The organism is Cupriavidus sp. CuC1 (assembly GCF_044627735.1).
Classification (GTDB): domain Bacteria; phylum Pseudomonadota; class Gammaproteobacteria; order Burkholderiales; family Burkholderiaceae; genus Cupriavidus; species Cupriavidus ulmosensis.
In genome coordinates, this window is sequence record NZ_JBIUHC010000032.1 from 25,847 (window position 1) to 40,950 (window position 15,104).

13 protein-coding genes and 2 pseudogenes are annotated in these 15,104 nt (G+C 59.8%); 11 read left to right on the top strand and 4 right to left on the bottom strand.

What is annotated here, in order from left to right; translation table 11 throughout:
- Nucleotides 1-123: 123 nt before the first annotated feature.
- Nucleotides 124-1,173, bottom strand: a complete 1,050-nt coding sequence (locus ACGLHR_RS16035; protein ID WP_400095160.1) for an alpha/beta hydrolase — start codon at nt 1,171-1,173, stop codon at nt 124-126.
- A gap of 361 nt (nt 1,174-1,534) precedes the next feature.
- Here ACGLHR_RS16035 and ACGLHR_RS16040 point away from each other — a divergent pair, with 361 nt between their 5' ends.
- Nucleotides 1,535-1,951 (top strand): organic hydroperoxide resistance protein, encoded by a 417-nt coding sequence (locus ACGLHR_RS16040; protein ID WP_400095112.1) that lies wholly within the window; start codon nt 1,535-1,537, stop codon nt 1,949-1,951.
- 115 nt (nt 1,952-2,066) lie between these two features.
- Nucleotides 2,067-2,606 (top strand): thioredoxin family protein, encoded by a 540-nt coding sequence (locus ACGLHR_RS16045; RefSeq protein ID WP_400095113.1) that lies wholly within the window; start codon nt 2,067-2,069, stop codon nt 2,604-2,606.
- Between the two features lie 177 nt (nt 2,607-2,783).
- Here ACGLHR_RS16045 and ACGLHR_RS16050 read toward each other — a convergent pair whose 3' ends face one another.
- Together ACGLHR_RS16050 and ACGLHR_RS16055 are read right to left on the bottom strand one after the other, a co-directional pair.
- Nucleotides 2,784-3,041, bottom strand: a complete 258-nt coding sequence (locus ACGLHR_RS16050) for a hypothetical protein (protein WP_400095114.1) — start codon at nt 3,039-3,041, stop codon at nt 2,784-2,786.
- 1,193 nt (nt 3,042-4,234) lie between these two features.
- Nucleotides 4,235-4,477, bottom strand: coding sequence for a hypothetical protein (locus ACGLHR_RS16055; protein WP_400095116.1), 243 nt, complete (start codon nt 4,475-4,477; stop codon nt 4,235-4,237).
- Between the two features lie 163 nt (nt 4,478-4,640).
- Here ACGLHR_RS16055 and ACGLHR_RS16060 point away from each other — a divergent pair, with 163 nt between their 5' ends.
- Entirely contained in the window at nt 4,641-4,886 is a 246-nt protein-coding gene (locus ACGLHR_RS16060) for a helix-turn-helix domain-containing protein (RefSeq protein WP_267604912.1), read from the top strand.
- A gap of 56 nt (nt 4,887-4,942) precedes the next feature.
- Here ACGLHR_RS16060 and ACGLHR_RS16065 read toward each other — a convergent pair.
- A pseudogene (locus tag ACGLHR_RS16065) lies at nt 4,943-5,044 on the bottom strand (lactam utilization protein LamB); the annotation flags it as partial.
- A gap of 1,028 nt (nt 5,045-6,072) precedes the next feature.
- On the opposite strand from ACGLHR_RS16065, the gene ACGLHR_RS16070 reads away from it, so the two are divergent.
- The 8 genes and pseudogenes from ACGLHR_RS16070 to ACGLHR_RS16105 all read left to right on the top strand — a co-directional run bounded on the left by ACGLHR_RS16070 (nt 6,073) and on the right by ACGLHR_RS16105 (nt 15,073).
- Entirely contained in the window at nt 6,073-7,638 is a 1,566-nt protein-coding gene (locus ACGLHR_RS16070) for a recombinase family protein (RefSeq protein ID WP_400095118.1), read from the top strand.
- The gene (locus ACGLHR_RS16075) at nt 7,635-8,537 is read left to right on the top strand and encodes a plasmid partitioning protein RepB C-terminal domain-containing protein (protein ID WP_400095120.1); all 903 of its coding nucleotides are present in this window, start codon (nt 7,635-7,637) and stop codon (nt 8,535-8,537) included. The genes ACGLHR_RS16070 and ACGLHR_RS16075 overlap by 4 nt, the downstream gene beginning before the upstream one ends.
- Nucleotides 8,534-9,415: a plasmid partitioning protein RepB C-terminal domain-containing protein gene (locus ACGLHR_RS16080; RefSeq protein WP_400095122.1), complete on the top strand. Its 882-nt coding sequence runs from the start codon at nt 8,534-8,536 to the stop codon at nt 9,413-9,415. The genes ACGLHR_RS16075 and ACGLHR_RS16080 overlap by 4 nt, the downstream gene beginning before the upstream one ends.
- A gap of 522 nt (nt 9,416-9,937) precedes the next feature.
- Nucleotides 9,938-10,183 (top strand): annotated as a pseudogene (locus tag ACGLHR_RS16085) (cyclic-phosphate processing receiver domain-containing protein); the annotation flags it as partial.
- A gap of 25 nt (nt 10,184-10,208) precedes the next feature.
- Nucleotides 10,209-10,568, top strand: a complete 360-nt coding sequence (locus ACGLHR_RS16090) for a hypothetical protein (RefSeq protein ID WP_400095123.1) — start codon at nt 10,209-10,211, stop codon at nt 10,566-10,568.
- 209 nt (nt 10,569-10,777) lie between these two features.
- Nucleotides 10,778-11,773, top strand: coding sequence for an IS5 family transposase (locus ACGLHR_RS16095; RefSeq protein WP_400095124.1), 996 nt, complete (start codon nt 10,778-10,780; stop codon nt 11,771-11,773).
- Between the two features lie 246 nt (nt 11,774-12,019).
- A complete protein-coding gene (locus ACGLHR_RS16100; protein WP_400095125.1) occupies nt 12,020-13,030 on the top strand; it encodes an IS110 family transposase in 1,011 nt (336 codons plus the stop codon).
- A 288-nt stretch (nt 13,031-13,318) separates the two neighbouring features.
- Entirely contained in the window at nt 13,319-15,073 is a 1,755-nt protein-coding gene (locus ACGLHR_RS16105) for an ATP-binding domain-containing protein (RefSeq protein ID WP_400095126.1), read from the top strand.
- Nucleotides 15,074-15,104: the final 31 nt, after the last annotated feature.

Here is a 15,104-nt window from a genome sequence, read left to right on the forward strand (position 1 = left end):
CCAAAGGGGGAGGCTAGAGGCCTGCCCGGTTGCCCGGCGGGGCCACGGTTTCAATGCGTCGCTGTCCACCTCGAAGCAGCCTGGCCACGCTCCCGGCAACGAGCCTGACCAGGCAACCAGCGATCAGAGGTGGTCTGCGTCGATCACGGCGCTGACAAAGTCCTGCGGCGCCTCCTGCGGCAAGTTGTGGCCAATGCCGCCTGTGATGAGCCGATGCTGATACTTGCCTGAAAATTTGCTGGCGTAGGCACTCGGTTCCAGGTGCGGCGCGCCATTGGCGTCACCTTCCATCGTAATGGTTGGCACACCGATGCTCGGAAACGCAGCAAGCCGCTGTTCCAGATCGGCGTATCGGGGTTCGCCCTCGGCAAGGCCGAGCCGCCAGCGGTAGTTGTGGATCACGATGCTCACGTGGTCCGGATTGTCGAACGCCACGGCGCTGCGATCGAACGTGCGGTCGTCGAAGTGCCATCTCGGCGAGGCGAGTTGCCAGATCAGCTTCGTGAACGCATGCCGGTGCTGCTCATAACCGACCCGCCCGCGCTCGGTGGCGAAATAGAACTGATACCACCATTGGAGTTCGGCCTGCGGCGCAAGCGGCTTTCGGTTGCCCTCGACACTGCCGATCAGGTAGCCGCTGACGGAAACCAGCGCCTTGCAGCGCTCCGGCCAGAGCGCCGCGACGATGCATGCCGTGCGCGCGCCCCAATCGTAGCCGGCGAGGATCGCCTTGCCGATGCCCAGCGCGTCCATCAGGGCGACGGTGTCAAGCGCGAGCGCCGCCTGCTCGCCATTGCGAAACGTCGCGTCGGAAACGAAGCGTGTGCTGCCATAGCCACGTGCATACGGCACGATCACGCGGTACCCCGCCGCCGCCAGCGCTGGCGCGACGTCGACAAAGCTGTGAATGTCATACGGCCAGCCATGCAGGAGGATGACGGGGGGCCCATCGGCAGGACCTGTCTCGGCATAGCCGATATTGAGTTCGCCGGCAGTCACCTGCTTGATCGTCGTGAATTGGGTATGCGTACCCGGCTTTGCGGTCGGCGGGCGCGCTGCCGTCTTGCCGGATTCCGCGTGCGCCAGGTCATACAGGCCAAGTGGCGCGGCGGCCAGCGTGAGCGCGGCCGTGCCAAACAGGCGGCGCCGTTTTTGATTGATCGGTTCGGACATGGTTCTCTCCATTGGGAATGATTGCCGATGGGAAGTATTGGCGACCCGCGTATCGCGCCTGTTTCCCGAACCCTCCGATTTGAAACGTTGCGTATCCGGCAGGCCGCCGGATACAGAGCGATACAAAACTGCATCCCACAGCGCTGTCCTGCGCCGCGTCTTCGCCACTTGCCGCGGGATTTTTGTATGCGTCTGTATCACGCGGCAATCGGGATACGTAGCCAGACAGAACAGGCCGCGACGTGCTACGTGCCTGATACATCGACCGCCTTTAATACGTTCCGTGGCCCGATGCCGAGCACAAGCGAAGCGATCTCCGGCCGCGCAATTCTCCGCGCAAAACCATCTCAAGGAAAACATCATGACCCGCATCGAGAACGTCCTGTACACCGGCAAAGTCCACGTCACCGGCGGCCGCGAAGGCCAAGCCCATAGCAACGATGGCCGGCTGGATCTGAAGCTGTCCTCACCGGGCAGCAGCGGCGCCGGCACCAACCCCGAGCAGCTGTTTGCCGCAGGGTGGTCGGCTTGCTTTATCGGGGCAATGGGCCGCGCCGCCAGCCAGATGAAGATCAAGCTGCCAGCGGACCTTGCAGTGGATACCGAGGTGGACCTCGGCACCACCGACGGCGCCTTTTTCCTGCAGGCCCGCCTGAACGTCAGCCTGCCGGGTCTCGACCGGGAAGTGGCGCAGGCGGTGGTTGAAGCGGCGCATCAGCTCTGCCCGTATTCAAAAGCCACGCGCGGCAACATCCACGTCGAACTGCATCTGGTCTGACCCGTGCCGTGATCCGCCCGATGCCGTCGGGCGGATCGCAAGCGTGCCAGCGCCGTTGGCACGGCTTCCCACTCCTTACGCATTTGCATTTGAAGCATTTGAAGCATTTGAAATCATGCGCAAACTTCTACTGTCCGCCCTGGTTGCCGCCGGCATTGCCGCCGTCTATGTCATCGGAACGGGCGCGCCCGCCTTCAGCGCGCCCGTTGCGGATGGCAGCACCGCGCCCGAGTTCGCCGGCATCGACCAATGGCTGAACTCGCCGCCGCTTTCGATGAAGGCGCTGCGCGGCAAGGTGGTGCTGGTCGATTTCTGGACGTACTCCTGCATCAACTGCATCCACACGTTGCCCTATGTGAAGCAGTGGCATGAGAAGTACAAGGACCAGGGGCTTGTCGTCGTGGGCGTGCACACTCCCGAATACCCGCTCGAGAAGTCCACTGCCAACGTACAGGCGGCGCTCAAGCGCTTCGATATCCGCTATCCGGTCGCGCAGGACAACAACTACGCCACGTGGTCGGCGTTTCACAACCAGTATTGGCCTGCCACCTACTTGATCGATGCCGAGGGCCGCATCGTCTACCAGCACTTTGGGGAAGGGCGCTATGCCGAAACGGAAGCCGCCATCCGCAAGCTTCTGACTGAACGCAAATAGACCGCCGATTCAAGTCTTGAAGGTGTACATCGACCTCTGCTGCGGCATGTCGCCGCACGTTGGCGTTGCTCGGGATTCACCAGTTTACCGAGCAGGGCGATCGGTGCCCGTTCGCACGCAAGGGTGTGTTCTACGTTGTAACCGTCGGCGGTTGCCGGTTTGGAGAAGTCCATGAGGTCAGATTTTCAGGATGTCCGAGCGAAGTTGCGAAGCGAGTTCCTTGTTGCGGCCACGGCCGTCCAGCAAGTCCAGGTACATGATGAACGCACTGGCAAGGTGCGAGGGATGATCCGAGTGTTCCCGGGTGAATAGGGAGCTCGCACCGCCACGCTCGATGAGGGTGACATTCGAGCCTTTCTCGACTTCCTGCAACCCCAGCGCCTTTGCGTAGTCGGGCGTGCTGCCGAGAGGAACGATTGTGTCCGCGCTCTCCACGTGCTAAGCAGTGGCGACACCGCGTTCGCCGCGGCGGTGCCGGTGAAGGCCCAGCCCGTTAGCGCCTCGCTCTCCAGCTTGTCGGTGATGGCCGAAAGTATCGCATTCGGGTTGCGGGTGTACGCAAACCAGCGGGTTTTATGTTCCTTCCGAACGCGCCAGGCATCGGCCCACAAATCAAGCAGCACGCCTGGTTGTATAAGGCGCCGGCGCAGGGTTCGCCCACTGCCTCTGGACTCTACCAGCTCCAGGCGCTCCAATTCACGCAGGGTGAGTGACACCGTATAGGCGGAGGTTTCGGCCAGGTCAGCAATCTCGAGTCCGGTCAGCCATCTCTGGTTGGAATGGAGCAGGGCATGTACGACTTGCTCCCTCGCGCCGGTGAAGAGTGATCCCGCTCGCCGGGGCGAAACAGGTTTCGCCGGGCGATCGATGTTGATCAGCCAGTCCTTGTGCTTGAAGTACAAACTTCCACTGGCGTCGAAATAGCCAATGTTGCGCTCGCACAAGATGTCCCGTGCCCCAGCGCTAAGTTGCCCCGCGATGACAAAAAGGGCGGTGCTACCCGCGTCCTCCTTGGACAGCCGATACTCTTCCAATTGCCACGCGGCGTTTCGTATATCGCGCGGATACGGCTCAGGAAAGTTGCGAAGGAACGGTAGAAGACATGAAAACGGGAGGGATAGTGGAGCCCACCCGCTGGGCACTGCGCTGCTCGCGCCGGGCGATTGTGCCCTGGGGTGGATCTGACACCGATAAGCCTTGGCTGTCCTTCTTGCCAGAGGGCTATGGAGGCAGTTGGTGGTCGGCGCTGGTCTGCCGGCGCCCGCAGTGGCAGCTGCACCCACGGCGCTCCGCCCGTTCCGCCTCCTGTGCGCGAAGACTGTTCCGGGCAACCCAGATGAAGAAGGCCGCGATGGGCACGCCCACGGCCAAGACGGCTAGACCGATCGTCATAGCGATGCTCCCAGACTACAGTGTGAGATATAGGGATATAACTCCTGCCTGACCGCGTGGACGCGGCTCGACAGAAACAGTGGAGGTGCCAGGCTGAATTCAAAGCGCAGCACCTGGTTGCGGATCCGGCGCCAATGGCACGGCAGCGCGCCTCTACCCTGCCAGTAGGCGGTACAGGCAGCCACGCACTGTACGGCTGCCTGGTAGTGGGCCAGCTGGCCCTCCTGGTATTGCAGTTAGGCCGCCACCAGCCCCTGCAGTTGCAGCGCGGCAGCCTGCTGGGGAGCCGGAAGGCGAAACGGCCGCTGCGCCAGGGTGGCGCCTAGGGCGTGGTACGGCGCGGCCGTCCGGGCGAGATCGCCGGCGTGGCGTGCCGTTTGCCAGAGGACAAACATGCCGCTCATGGTGAGAGTGTGCTCCAGTTCGGCGCCGGCAAGGATGCCGGCGCCAGAATTTCGATGGGCAGATTCAACAACCATCGTCTCCAACATGGGGCAACAGCGAGTTTTGCCTCGATCGGTGTGTATAGCGATATCGCGAAATCTGACGAGCGTGTTCAGAGGCCTTGTTCACGTGAAAGCGTGGCTCGTTTGGGTAATATCGTCCGTGGTCTTATCGTCATCATAGACCGAGCATGGCGAGATGCCAATAGCTTCCCCAAGGCACGGTGGTGCCGCCCCTCTTGTTCAACTGGGCAACGCGATCCGCGAAGTCCGACTCAGGCAGGACCTGTCCCAGGAAGAGCTCGCCCATCGGGCTGGCATCGACCGCTCGTATATGAGTTCAGTTGAGCGGGGAGGGCAGAACCTGGGGGTGATGCATCTCTTGAGGATTGCTACTGCGCTTGAGGTTACGGTTGCGGAGTTGATGGCGGTTGCGAAGCTCTGAGCATCAACGATGTTGGGATCCTTCGCGTGAAAACTGGTGGCGACGTTGGCCAAGCTGATCAAGAGCATGATCTGCGCGTCGACGCCAGCGCCAATGGTCAACGCGCTGAAGCCATCGCCCATGTCGGCGTTCAGGTCAAGGGTGGTCTTGCGTGACATTGCATCGTCTCCTTTGCGAGGCGTTGCGCTTCAATTGCACAGGCGGACTCCAGCCGGCCACGGCCCGGTGGGCCGCGACGCCGGTGTGGATAGCGGGCGAACTCTCGTGAGCTTCAGTACTGCGCCTGTCGTCCCACAAAATAGCTGACAACACGGCCCTTACAAATCAAGGACCTAACCAGCTTTTCTGAGAATCTAAAGTTCAGTACTCTCAAAAAAGCTGGAAATTTCCTATCGAAGTCACAAAATAAATGACGTGATCCCTCAGACCGGCTTCCTAGGAACTTGTGAGTCCCACCGCCTTCGTCGCATCGGAACCAACACCGCGTATTCTGCAGTTGCTTAATAGCACACCGCTTGCCCGCCGCATACTCGGCTCGTTGACTGGAGCGAGCTATGAAAGCGATGCGACGGTGCGCCGCCTGCGGCCAATCCTTCTTTCCACGTCCCCAAGTGCCGAGGCAGTGCTATTGCTCTGCCACAGCCTGTCAGCGCGAGCGCCGGCGCCGATGGCAAAAGCAGCGCCTGCAGACCGACGCCGACTATCGCGACAACCAAACGCGCGCATGCACCGCATGGCGCAAGCGCCACCGGGACTATTGGTCCAGCTATCGCGCCACGCATCCTGCGTACGTCGAGCGCAATCGAGAGTTCCAGCGCACACGAAACCATCGACGACGGTCGATTGCAAAGATGGATGTGTCCTCCGTCCAAGCGCCGCTCCCCTCTGGCGTCTACCTCCTGCAGCGCCACTCCTCCCATGGGATTGCAAAGATGGACGCGTGGACGGTCCAGATCGTAGTACTGCCTCCAGCCAGAGGCCCATCGAATCATGATTGCAAAGAGATGACGTGAGGCGCTCTGCGCCGTCACCTGCTACTGTGGATTCGTGCGCTCTCCCCAGGCCCTGAGCGGCTTCCAGACGAACCCGATCGCGCCCGTGCACAAGTCCACAGATACCGGGCGTAGCTCGAGGCAACAGTGGCCGTTAGCGTGAGAGCGGGTTCGCACATTGGCTCGTGATCATCATGTCAATCGATCAAATCAATGGGACGGCGCCAAGGACGCCGGAAGCCCTTCGTGCCGTCGAGTACGTTCGGATGTCGACCGAGCATCAGCAGTACTCGACGGAGAATCAGCGCGACAAGATTCGCGAGTACGCCGCAAGAAGAGGGTTCGAGATCATCCGAACGTATGCCGATGAAGGGAAGAGTGGGCTGCGCATTGATGGGCGTGAATCCCTGCAACGCCTCATCCAAGAGGTCACCGGAGGAAACACCGACTTTCAAGCTATTCTCGTCTATGACGTGAGCCGCTGGGGTCGGTTTCAAGATGCCGACGAGAGTGCGTATTACGAGTACATCTGTCGGCGCGCCGGCATCCAAGTCGCGTACTGTGCCGAGCAGTTCGAGAACGACGGCTCACCAGTTTCAACGATCGTAAAGGGCGTAAAGCGTGCAATGGCCGGCGAATACAGCCGCGAGCTATCGGCCAAGGTGTTCGCGGGCCAATGCCGACTGGTCGAACTTGGATTTCGACAAGGTGGGCCCGCTGGCTACGGTCTGCGGAGGGTACTGGTTGACGAGCATGGCCTCATGAAGACCGAGCTTCACCGCGGGGAGCTTAAGAGCCTGCAGACTGACCGGGTCATCCTGATGCCGGGATCGGACAGCGAGGTCCGCATGATCAACTTGATCTACAACTGGTTCATCGACGAATCGTTGAACGAGTATGAGATCGCCGCACGCTTAAACGGCATGAGGGTGCGTACGGATCTGGACCGAGAATGGACTCGCGCAACCGTGAGGGAGGTACTTACCAACGAAAAGTACATTGGCAATAACGTTTATAACCGCGTCTCATTCAAACTCAAGCGAGCACGCGTCACAAATTCGTCCGACATGTGGATCCGCAAGGACGGCGCCTTCAAGCCAATTGTGCCACCGGATGTCTTCTACACCGCGCAAGGCATCATGCGGGCCAGGGCACGCCGATATAGTTGCGATGAACTAATCGAGCGCCTGCGGAACCTGTACAGGAACCGCGGCTTCTTGTCCGGCTTGATCATCGACGAGACCGAAGGCATGCCATCCTCAGCGGTGTACGCATACCGCTTCGGCAGCCTTATCCGCGCTTACCAAACCGTTGGATTCACGCCGGACAGGGACTATCGGTACCTCGAGATCAACCGGTTTCTGCGCCAGTTGCATCCGGAGATCGTCAAGCAAACCGAGAAGGCCATCGCCGATCTTGGCGGAAGCGTAGTCCGCGATCTGGCCACCGACATCCTGGACGTAAACGAAGAATTCACTGTATCGCTGGTATTGTCGCGTTGCCAACCGCATGAGAATGGCGGAAACCATTGGAAAGTTCGCTTTGACACGAGCCTGCTGCCAGATATCACTGTCGCTGTACGGCTAAACGGTCAGAACAACGCGCCGCTCGATTATTACTTGCTACCTCGGCTTGATTTCGCACTGCCCGGAATTCGCCTGGCGGAGCGCAACTCGATCGAGTACGAGAGTTATCGCTTCGACACGCTGGACTACCTCTATCGGATGGCTGAGCGGGCGAAGCTGCGGAGGACAGCATGAATGTGAAGCAGCGGGCCGGAGAGATCCGCATGATCCCGATTGATCAGATCGAGGTGATTAATCCACGCGAGCGCAACAGTCGCGTCTTCGAAGAGATAGTAGGCAACGTAAAGACGATCGGGCTTAAGAAGCCAATTACCGTGACACCGAGAACTGCTTCGAATGGGGCGGAGAAATTTCTTCTGGTGTGTGGCGAAGGCCGCCTGAAGGCATTTCGCTCGCTCGGTGAAACCACCATCCCAGCAATGGTAGTCCACGTTAGCGACGAGGACGCTTTCATCATGAGCCTCGCTGAAAACATCGCACGCCGGCAATGTCGTCCGCTTGAACTGCTCGCCGGTATCCGGCAACTGCAAGACCAGGGCTACTCTCCGAAGACCATCGCCGAGAAGACCGGCCTGACCCAAGCATATGTCCAGGGGATCCTGACGCTACTTCAACATGGGGAGGAGCGCCTGTTGATTGCCGTTGAGAAGGGTACGATCCCAATGACTGCAGCCCTAGCAATTGCCGGCGCGGGCGACGACGACAAAGCGATACAGGCAGCGCTACAGGAGGCATATGAATCCGGCAAACTCCGCGGCAAGCAACTCATGACCGCTCGCCGGATCATCGAGCGACGACAGACATTGGGGATATCGGCCGCGAGATACATGAAGAGTAAAAAGGCAGATATCACGACGTCGAGTCTAGTAAGAACGTATGAGACGGAGGTCGAGCGCCAGAAGACTATGGTCCGCAAGGCCGAGTTCACCCAGCAACGTTTACTGTTCGTCGTTGGAGCCCTTCGGCAGTTGTTCGCCGACGAGAATTTCATGAATCTTCTACGAGCAGAGTCATTGGCAACACTGCCAAAGTACCTTGCTGACCGGGTGTGGCCTGGTGGGAGCGGGCCATGACAAGTGTGACGCTCGGATTTGTGCCCGAACCTCTCTCCGTTCCTGTCATCTGCATTCTTCCTTCTCGCAAGACGCCTGCCGGCGTCGCGAACACGCGCAAGTTTAAGCAGATCCGATCCTCCATTGAAGAAATAGGTCTGATTGAGCCGCTGTCTGTAACTGCCGTCGATCAGCAGTCCGGCCATCACATGCTGCTAGACGGACATATCCGGTTGATGGCACTACGCGAACTAGGCTTCGTTGAGGCCGCGTGCCTAGTGGCTACCGACGACGAGGCGTACACGTATAACAACCGCATCAACCGCCTAGCCACCATTCAAGAGCACTACATGATTCGTCGCGCTATCGACAGGGGTGTGACGCCCGAGCGCTTGGCGAGAGCGCTTTCAGTTGACGTAAGCCAAATCATGAAGAAGGTGAACTTGCTCGATGGGATCTGCCCGGAGGCAGTCGAGTTGCTCAAGGAGCGGCAGTTTTCACCCGAAGTAGCGCGGGCTATACGCAAGATGAAGCCAACGCGCCAAGTTGAGTGCGTGGAGTTGATGGTGGCAGCGAACAACATCACCGTGGCCTACGCCGAGGCCTTGCTCGTTGCGACACCGGCGGGCCGTCTGACTAATGGCAAGAAGCCTGGAAAGTTGAGTGGCGTTAGCCCGGAACAGATGGCAAGAATGGAGCGGGAGATGGGCAACTTACAGGAGCAATACAAACTTGTCGAGCAAACATACGGCGAAGACGTGCTCAACCTTGTCCTCGCGCGGGGCTATCTAGCAAAGCTACTGGAAAACGAGTCGTTAGTGAAATATCTGAGTCAAAGACAACCCGACTTACTCCGAGAATTCGAGGCGATCTTGGAAATTACCTCACTTGATCCATAAGCACAAAAAATGCCGCATAAGCGACAACAGAAGGCTATGCGGGTGGCTCTGGCGTCGGGACTCTCGCCAGCATTGAGCCGGCACATACGGGCCGTCCCGCTGGATAGGGCAGACACCATCAACGCCATCGGGGCTGAAGCTCGCAAGCTCGAGATTGCCCCATGTTCGGCGTCGCAGCAGCATACCGCCTTCCCGGACGAAGGCATCATCAACTGCGGCGCGGTCAAGAGGAAGCCAGAAATGTTTCCCGGCTGATTACGACCATCGCGGAATATCAGCGATCCCCTGCGAGCGTAAGAAGCTGGAGATGCACTTTGCTCATCTGCTGTGACGATCGGGATAGTATGATTGCATCTTTGTGAATGGTGTCACACTTGGGTGTTCCGGGAGGCGCGATCAATGCTACGCTCGGGGAAACAACGGCCGCCAAGGGCGCCCGCCAACGGTACCTATGCCAGCGCCGACCCGATTTGGTGCGGGAACTCAAGCCGATCTTGTGGATAGGTAGGAGCCTACTGGCCAAGCGAAGTCATCGGCATGCTGCAGACCGCTCGGGTCGAAGAACTGAGCCTTGACCAAGACCTTGGCGACGACGAGCGTGGGTGGGACTACGACGTGATCTGCTGGATTGAGGACGCGATCGCTGTCCGCGGGTTCGTGCCGGCGAAAATCACGGCACACTCAGCCCATTCATTGGCCAGGACAAAGATGCTCGCTGGGATGCAGCCCATCGAGGAGCCTGCGGCCCGGCACAGACACCAGCATTGAGGAATTATTCGACCGGAGTATAGCCATGAAAGGTGACAGCGGTTCGACGTGGGCGCCGCCTCCACGGCCGGAAGTGCGTAGCCTCGCCCTTCACAAGATTATCGCGGAGAAGCTTCGTGCTGATCCATCGCTACTGAGACAGGCAATCAGCACTCTGAACCGCTGGAAGTCCGCTGACGGCACGGAATCGGCTGATCGTCTGGAATGGCGCGAACTGTTGCAAGGGCCGGTTGACGGTATCCTGGCCATCCTGGTGGATCCCGGCCCACGGGGCATCCGATTGCGAAACGCATCGCCTTTCACGGGTGTTCTAACGAATGAGGAGAGGATGCGGATCATCAAGGCATGGCGCGCCGGTGAGCTGACAGCTCTCATTCGCGATTAGGTGTGCCTCAACTGCCAGCACCCCTTTCTGACCCATTTGAAATGTCTGCTTCTGACAACGCCCAATTGCCGCTCGGGCCCACAAAAGCTGGAGCCAGGCGGCTCAACGAATGTCCGCGCAAGACACTAGGCCCGCTAAATCAGTGCGCGAGTCATCGAGGCATTGGGTGAGTGCGTTGTCATAAGCGTGTCCATGATTCAGGTCCGGTGATGAAGCGACAGATCAGTTTTGCGGAAGCGGAAAGCCACGGCAAGAAGCGGGTGACGCGCCGCCAGCGCTGCCAGCGCTTCCTGACGGAGATGGAAAGCGTGGTGCCGTGGTCGCGCCTGATTGCGGCGGTCGAGCCGTACTACCCCAAGGGCAAACGTGGACGGCCGCCGATCGGACTGGAGCGAATGCTGCGCATTTACTTCCTTCAGCAGTGGTACGGCCTGTCGGACGAGGCGCTGGAAGACGCGCTGTATGACAGCATGGCGATGCGGGCGTTTGCCGGGATCGACCTGGCAGTCGAAGCGGTGCCAGACGCGACCACGCTGCTCAAGTTTCGCCGCCTGCTCGTCGAGCATGAACTGACGCGAAAACTGTTCGACGAGATCGGCATCATGCTGTGCGAGCGGGGGCTGATGATGAAGGAAGGCACGATTGTGGATGCCACCATAATTGAGGCGCCACCGTCGACCAAGAACAAAGAGAAGAGCCGCGACCCGGAGATGCACCAGGCCAAGAAAGGAAATGCGTGGCACTTTGGCATGAAGGCCCATGTCGGCGTGGATGCGGCTTCTGGGCTGGTACACAGCGTGGCGGGCACCGCAGCGAACGAGTCGGACGTGTCGCAGGCACACGCTTTGTTGCATGGCCACGAGAAGCACGCGTTTGGCGACGCGGGCTACACGGGCGTGGAGAAGCGCGAGGAGATGCAAGGCAAGTCCGTGAAGTGGCAGGTGGCCGTCAAGCGCGGCAAAATCAAGGCGATGCGTGACGGTGCGGTCAAGGACTTGCTGATCGCCGTCGAACGGGCCAAGGCCCAGATCCGGGCACGGGTCGAGCATCCATTCCACGTCATTAAGAATCTCTTCGGTCATCGCAAGGTTCGCTACAAGGGCCTGGTCGAGAACACGGCGCAGTTGTTCAGCCTGTTTGGTCTGGCGAATCTGGTGCTCGCCAGGAAGCTGTTGTTGGCCTCACAGGGGAGCAATCCGTCCTGATCGCGCAAAGCGCGCCAGAAATGGCGCGAAATGAGCGAAAAGCGTGGCGAAGCTGGCCCGTTTCTCCCTCTTTGTGAAAAGCCAAAGCTAAAGCCGTTGGCAGCGTCATACGAAGACCTCGTTGATCAGATGGTATGGACGCCTCCCCCCGGCAACGGGTGCTCACCTGCGAGAGGAACTTCACCACGAGGGCGCCGTTGTGCCAAAGTGGAGAGCGTGCAACCACCTTAGCGGGAGGTGTCCCAAATGAAGCTCACTGTGATCGGCATGGATATTGCCAAGCATATCTTCCAACTGCATGCGGTCGATGCGAACACTGGCGAGATCGAGCGGATCAAGCTCAAGCGAGGCCAAGTGACAGAGTTCTTCACAAAGCGGGAGCGCTCACTCGTTGCTATCGAAGCGTGCGGCAGCGCTCACCATTGGGCGCGGCAGTTGCAGGCACTCGGCCACGAGGTAAAGCTGATCTCTGCGCGATCGGTTCGTCCCTTTGTGTTGCGTAATAAAACCGACGCTGCCGATGCCAGAGCTATCTGGACAGCAGTCCGGCAGCCCGAGGCGCGGTTTGTTGCGATCAAGAGCGAGCAGCAACAGACCATTCTGGCGCTGCACCGCATCCGGGCTCAACTGATGAAGTTCCGGATCATGCAGACTAATGCATTGCGCGGCTTACTCTATGAGTTTGGTGAAGTGCTTCCGGAAGGTTACCGGGAATTTGCCACGAAGATTTCTGGGGCGCTTGCCAAGATCGCGGATCGCTTGCCGGCCATGCTCATCGACAGCCTACGAGAGCAATGGACACGCGTGCAGGCAACCGACAAGGAAATCGCTGCGCTGGAGCGTCGACTCAAGGTTGCGCTTCGCGACAATCAGGAATGCCAGAAGATCGCTGAAATTCCTGGCGTGGGCCTGCTCACAGCGACCGCCGCGGTAGCCGCCACCGGGGATGCCAAGACCTTTCGCTCCGGGCGTGAGTTCGCCGCCTGGCTAGGCCTGGTACCGAAACAAACGGGCACCGGAGGTCGCGTGCGCCAGCTCGGCATTAGCAAGCGAGGCGACACCTATCTCCGTACCCTGCTCATACACGGCGCCAGATCAGTGGTCACCAAAGGTGGACGAACCGCCTGGCTCGAGGAATTGCTCAAACGATGTCCCTTTAATGTCGTGGTGGCTGCGGTAGCCAACAAACTCGCCAGGACCATCTGGGCGGTATTGGCGAAGGACATGAGATACACGGCACCCGCCACCGCTTTATAGCCAGACGGGTGCCTCACAATGGCCTGAACTTACCTTTCTCAAGGAGCGCAAGCAACGATCGCATGATGGCTAACAGGTTGGACCGGGACGAGGAAAACCCGATAGGGAATGTGAGCAGCCATGCTCGATGAGCAGATGGGGACCTCGTCAGCGAATTCCATATGGGCCAGCAGGCTGTACGGCCTGCACAAACAGGCCGGACATAAGCGTGCTGCCTTCACCTGTCGACCACCATGTCAATCAGCTTGCAGTCCGGGAGGCGTCCACATAAGCGATTCCCTAGCTGGGATGCCGCCGCAAGAGGCGTTGACTGCGAACGGTTCATGGTACTCAACCATTGCTAACCAGCCCCACCAAATACGCTCCACTGATGTATCCTCCCCCCATCCTAAAATACACCGGAGAACACCAGTGGCACGCGTCATCCCCGACGGCTGGGAAACCATGGAAGCCAGCGGCCCCGTTCAGCGCGAGCTCGACACACTAGCTACCCTGGCCAATGGGCTCCCTGATGGTTATTCCGTCTACCACTCCGTCCACTGGACCAACGTCGAGCGCGCACATGCAATCTACGGGGAAATCGACTTTGTCGTCGTGAACCGCGCGGGGCAGTTACTGATCATTGAGCAGAAGAGCGGCTTTCTTGAGGAGACTGCCGACGGCCTGGCCAAGAACTATGCCGGCAAGATCAAGTTTGTGTCGGTCCAGATGGGCCGCACGGCGGATGGGCTTCGCAACAAGTTGATGCGCTGCCTGCATGGGCAGCCGGTGGTCATCGAGCATCTGCTTTACTGCCCGGACTATACGGTCCAGTCTCCGTCGACGGCGGGCCTGACCCCTGAGCGCATCGTCGATGCCAGGCGGCGCGACCAGCTGTGCGGGTTGATTCAGACGTTCCTGCCGCTTGGCGAAAAGCAGGCGCTGGCGGAGCGGGTGCATCGTTTCTTGTGCGACACCATCCAGTTGGAAACAGACGTTAGCGCGCTCATCGGGCAGGCTCGTACCTTGGTTACGCGGGTTTCCGGTGGCTTGTCGCATTGGGCGCGCCAGCTGGATATCGAGCCGTTTCGCTTGCGGGTAACCGGCACGGCCGGATCGGGCAAGACGCAGCTGGCCCTGGCAGAGTATCGGGATGCCATCGATCGTGGGCGGAGTCCGCTTTATGTTTGCTTCAACCGGCCGCTGGCTGATCACTTCGGGCGCATTGCGCCGGCTGGCGGGTTGGTTTGTACGTTTCACATGCTGTGCGATCAGTTGCTCAGGCATAGCGGTGGGTTGCCGGATTTCACGCGACCGGAGGCGTTCTCGGAGCTGGTTGCGGACGTGGCGCGGCTTGCCGTTCCGGAGGCGTTTCTCTTCGACACGGTGATTGTGGATGAGGGTCAGGACCTTGCGCCGGAGTGGCGCGACCTGGTCTTGCGGCATGCCAGGCCGGCAGCGCGCGTGCTGTGGCTGGAGGATCCGATGCAGAACCTGTACGGGCACCCGCCGGCGGAGTTGCCGGGGTGGGTGCGCCTGCGCGCCAAGAGCAACTTCCGTAGCCCGCGGCCGGTGGTGAAGATGCTGCAGCCGTTGCTGCCGCCGGATGTGGAGATTGAAGCTACCGCGCCGATTTCTGCGGCGGAGGTGGAGTTCCTAGTCTATGAGGACAACGCGGGGTTGTTGCAGTCGGTGAAGGATGGCATCCGCATGTGCTACTCGGCGGGCTTTCGCAAGGAAGACGTTGCGCTACTGAGCTATCGTGGCCGGGAGAATTCGCGGTTGCTTGGTTATGACCAGCTTGGCCCACACAAGCTGCGCACTTTCACGGGCAACTACGATGCGCTGGGGCGGCCGATTTACTCGCAGGGCGATGTGCTGGCGGAATCGGTGTTTCGGTTCAAGGGGCAGTCGGCGCCAGCCGTGGTTTTTGCTGAGATCGACTTTGAGTCGATGACCGAGAAGGAGATCCGGCGGCTCTTTGTTGGTGCTACCCGGGCGACGATGAAGCTGGTGCTGGTGATCTCGGAGCGGGCTGCGGAGACATTGCTGGAGAAGATCTAGGCAGTCTCCCCATTGGCTTTCCATCCACACA

What these genes read in the sequence shown, in the direction of transcription:
- ACGLHR_RS16035 (WP_400095160.1), bottom strand. Translation starts at nt 1,173, where the DNA reads ATGTCCGAACCGATCAATCAAAAACGGCGCCGCCTGTTTGGCACGGCC.
- ACGLHR_RS16040 (WP_400095112.1), top strand. Translation starts at nt 1,535, where the DNA reads ATGACCCGCATCGAGAACGTCCTGTACACCGGCAAAGTCCACGTCACC.
- ACGLHR_RS16045 (WP_400095113.1), top strand. Translation starts at nt 2,067, where the DNA reads ATGCGCAAACTTCTACTGTCCGCCCTGGTTGCCGCCGGCATTGCCGCC.
- ACGLHR_RS16055 (WP_400095116.1), bottom strand. Translation starts at nt 4,477, where the DNA reads ATGGTTGTTGAATCTGCCCATCGAAATTCTGGCGCCGGCATCCTTGCC.
- ACGLHR_RS16060 (WP_267604912.1), top strand. Translation starts at nt 4,641, where the DNA reads ATGCCAATAGCTTCCCCAAGGCACGGTGGTGCCGCCCCTCTTGTTCAA.
- ACGLHR_RS16070 (WP_400095118.1), top strand. Translation starts at nt 6,073, where the DNA reads ATGTCAATCGATCAAATCAATGGGACGGCGCCAAGGACGCCGGAAGCC.
- ACGLHR_RS16075 (WP_400095120.1), top strand. Translation starts at nt 7,635, where the DNA reads ATGAATGTGAAGCAGCGGGCCGGAGAGATCCGCATGATCCCGATTGAT.
- ACGLHR_RS16080 (WP_400095122.1), top strand. Translation starts at nt 8,534, where the DNA reads ATGACAAGTGTGACGCTCGGATTTGTGCCCGAACCTCTCTCCGTTCCT.
- ACGLHR_RS16090 (WP_400095123.1), top strand. Translation starts at nt 10,209, where the DNA reads ATGAAAGGTGACAGCGGTTCGACGTGGGCGCCGCCTCCACGGCCGGAA.
- ACGLHR_RS16095 (WP_400095124.1), top strand. Translation starts at nt 10,778, where the DNA reads ATGAAGCGACAGATCAGTTTTGCGGAAGCGGAAAGCCACGGCAAGAAG.
- ACGLHR_RS16100 (WP_400095125.1), top strand. Translation starts at nt 12,020, where the DNA reads ATGAAGCTCACTGTGATCGGCATGGATATTGCCAAGCATATCTTCCAA.
- ACGLHR_RS16105 (WP_400095126.1), top strand. Translation starts at nt 13,319, where the DNA reads ATGCCGCCGCAAGAGGCGTTGACTGCGAACGGTTCATGGTACTCAACC.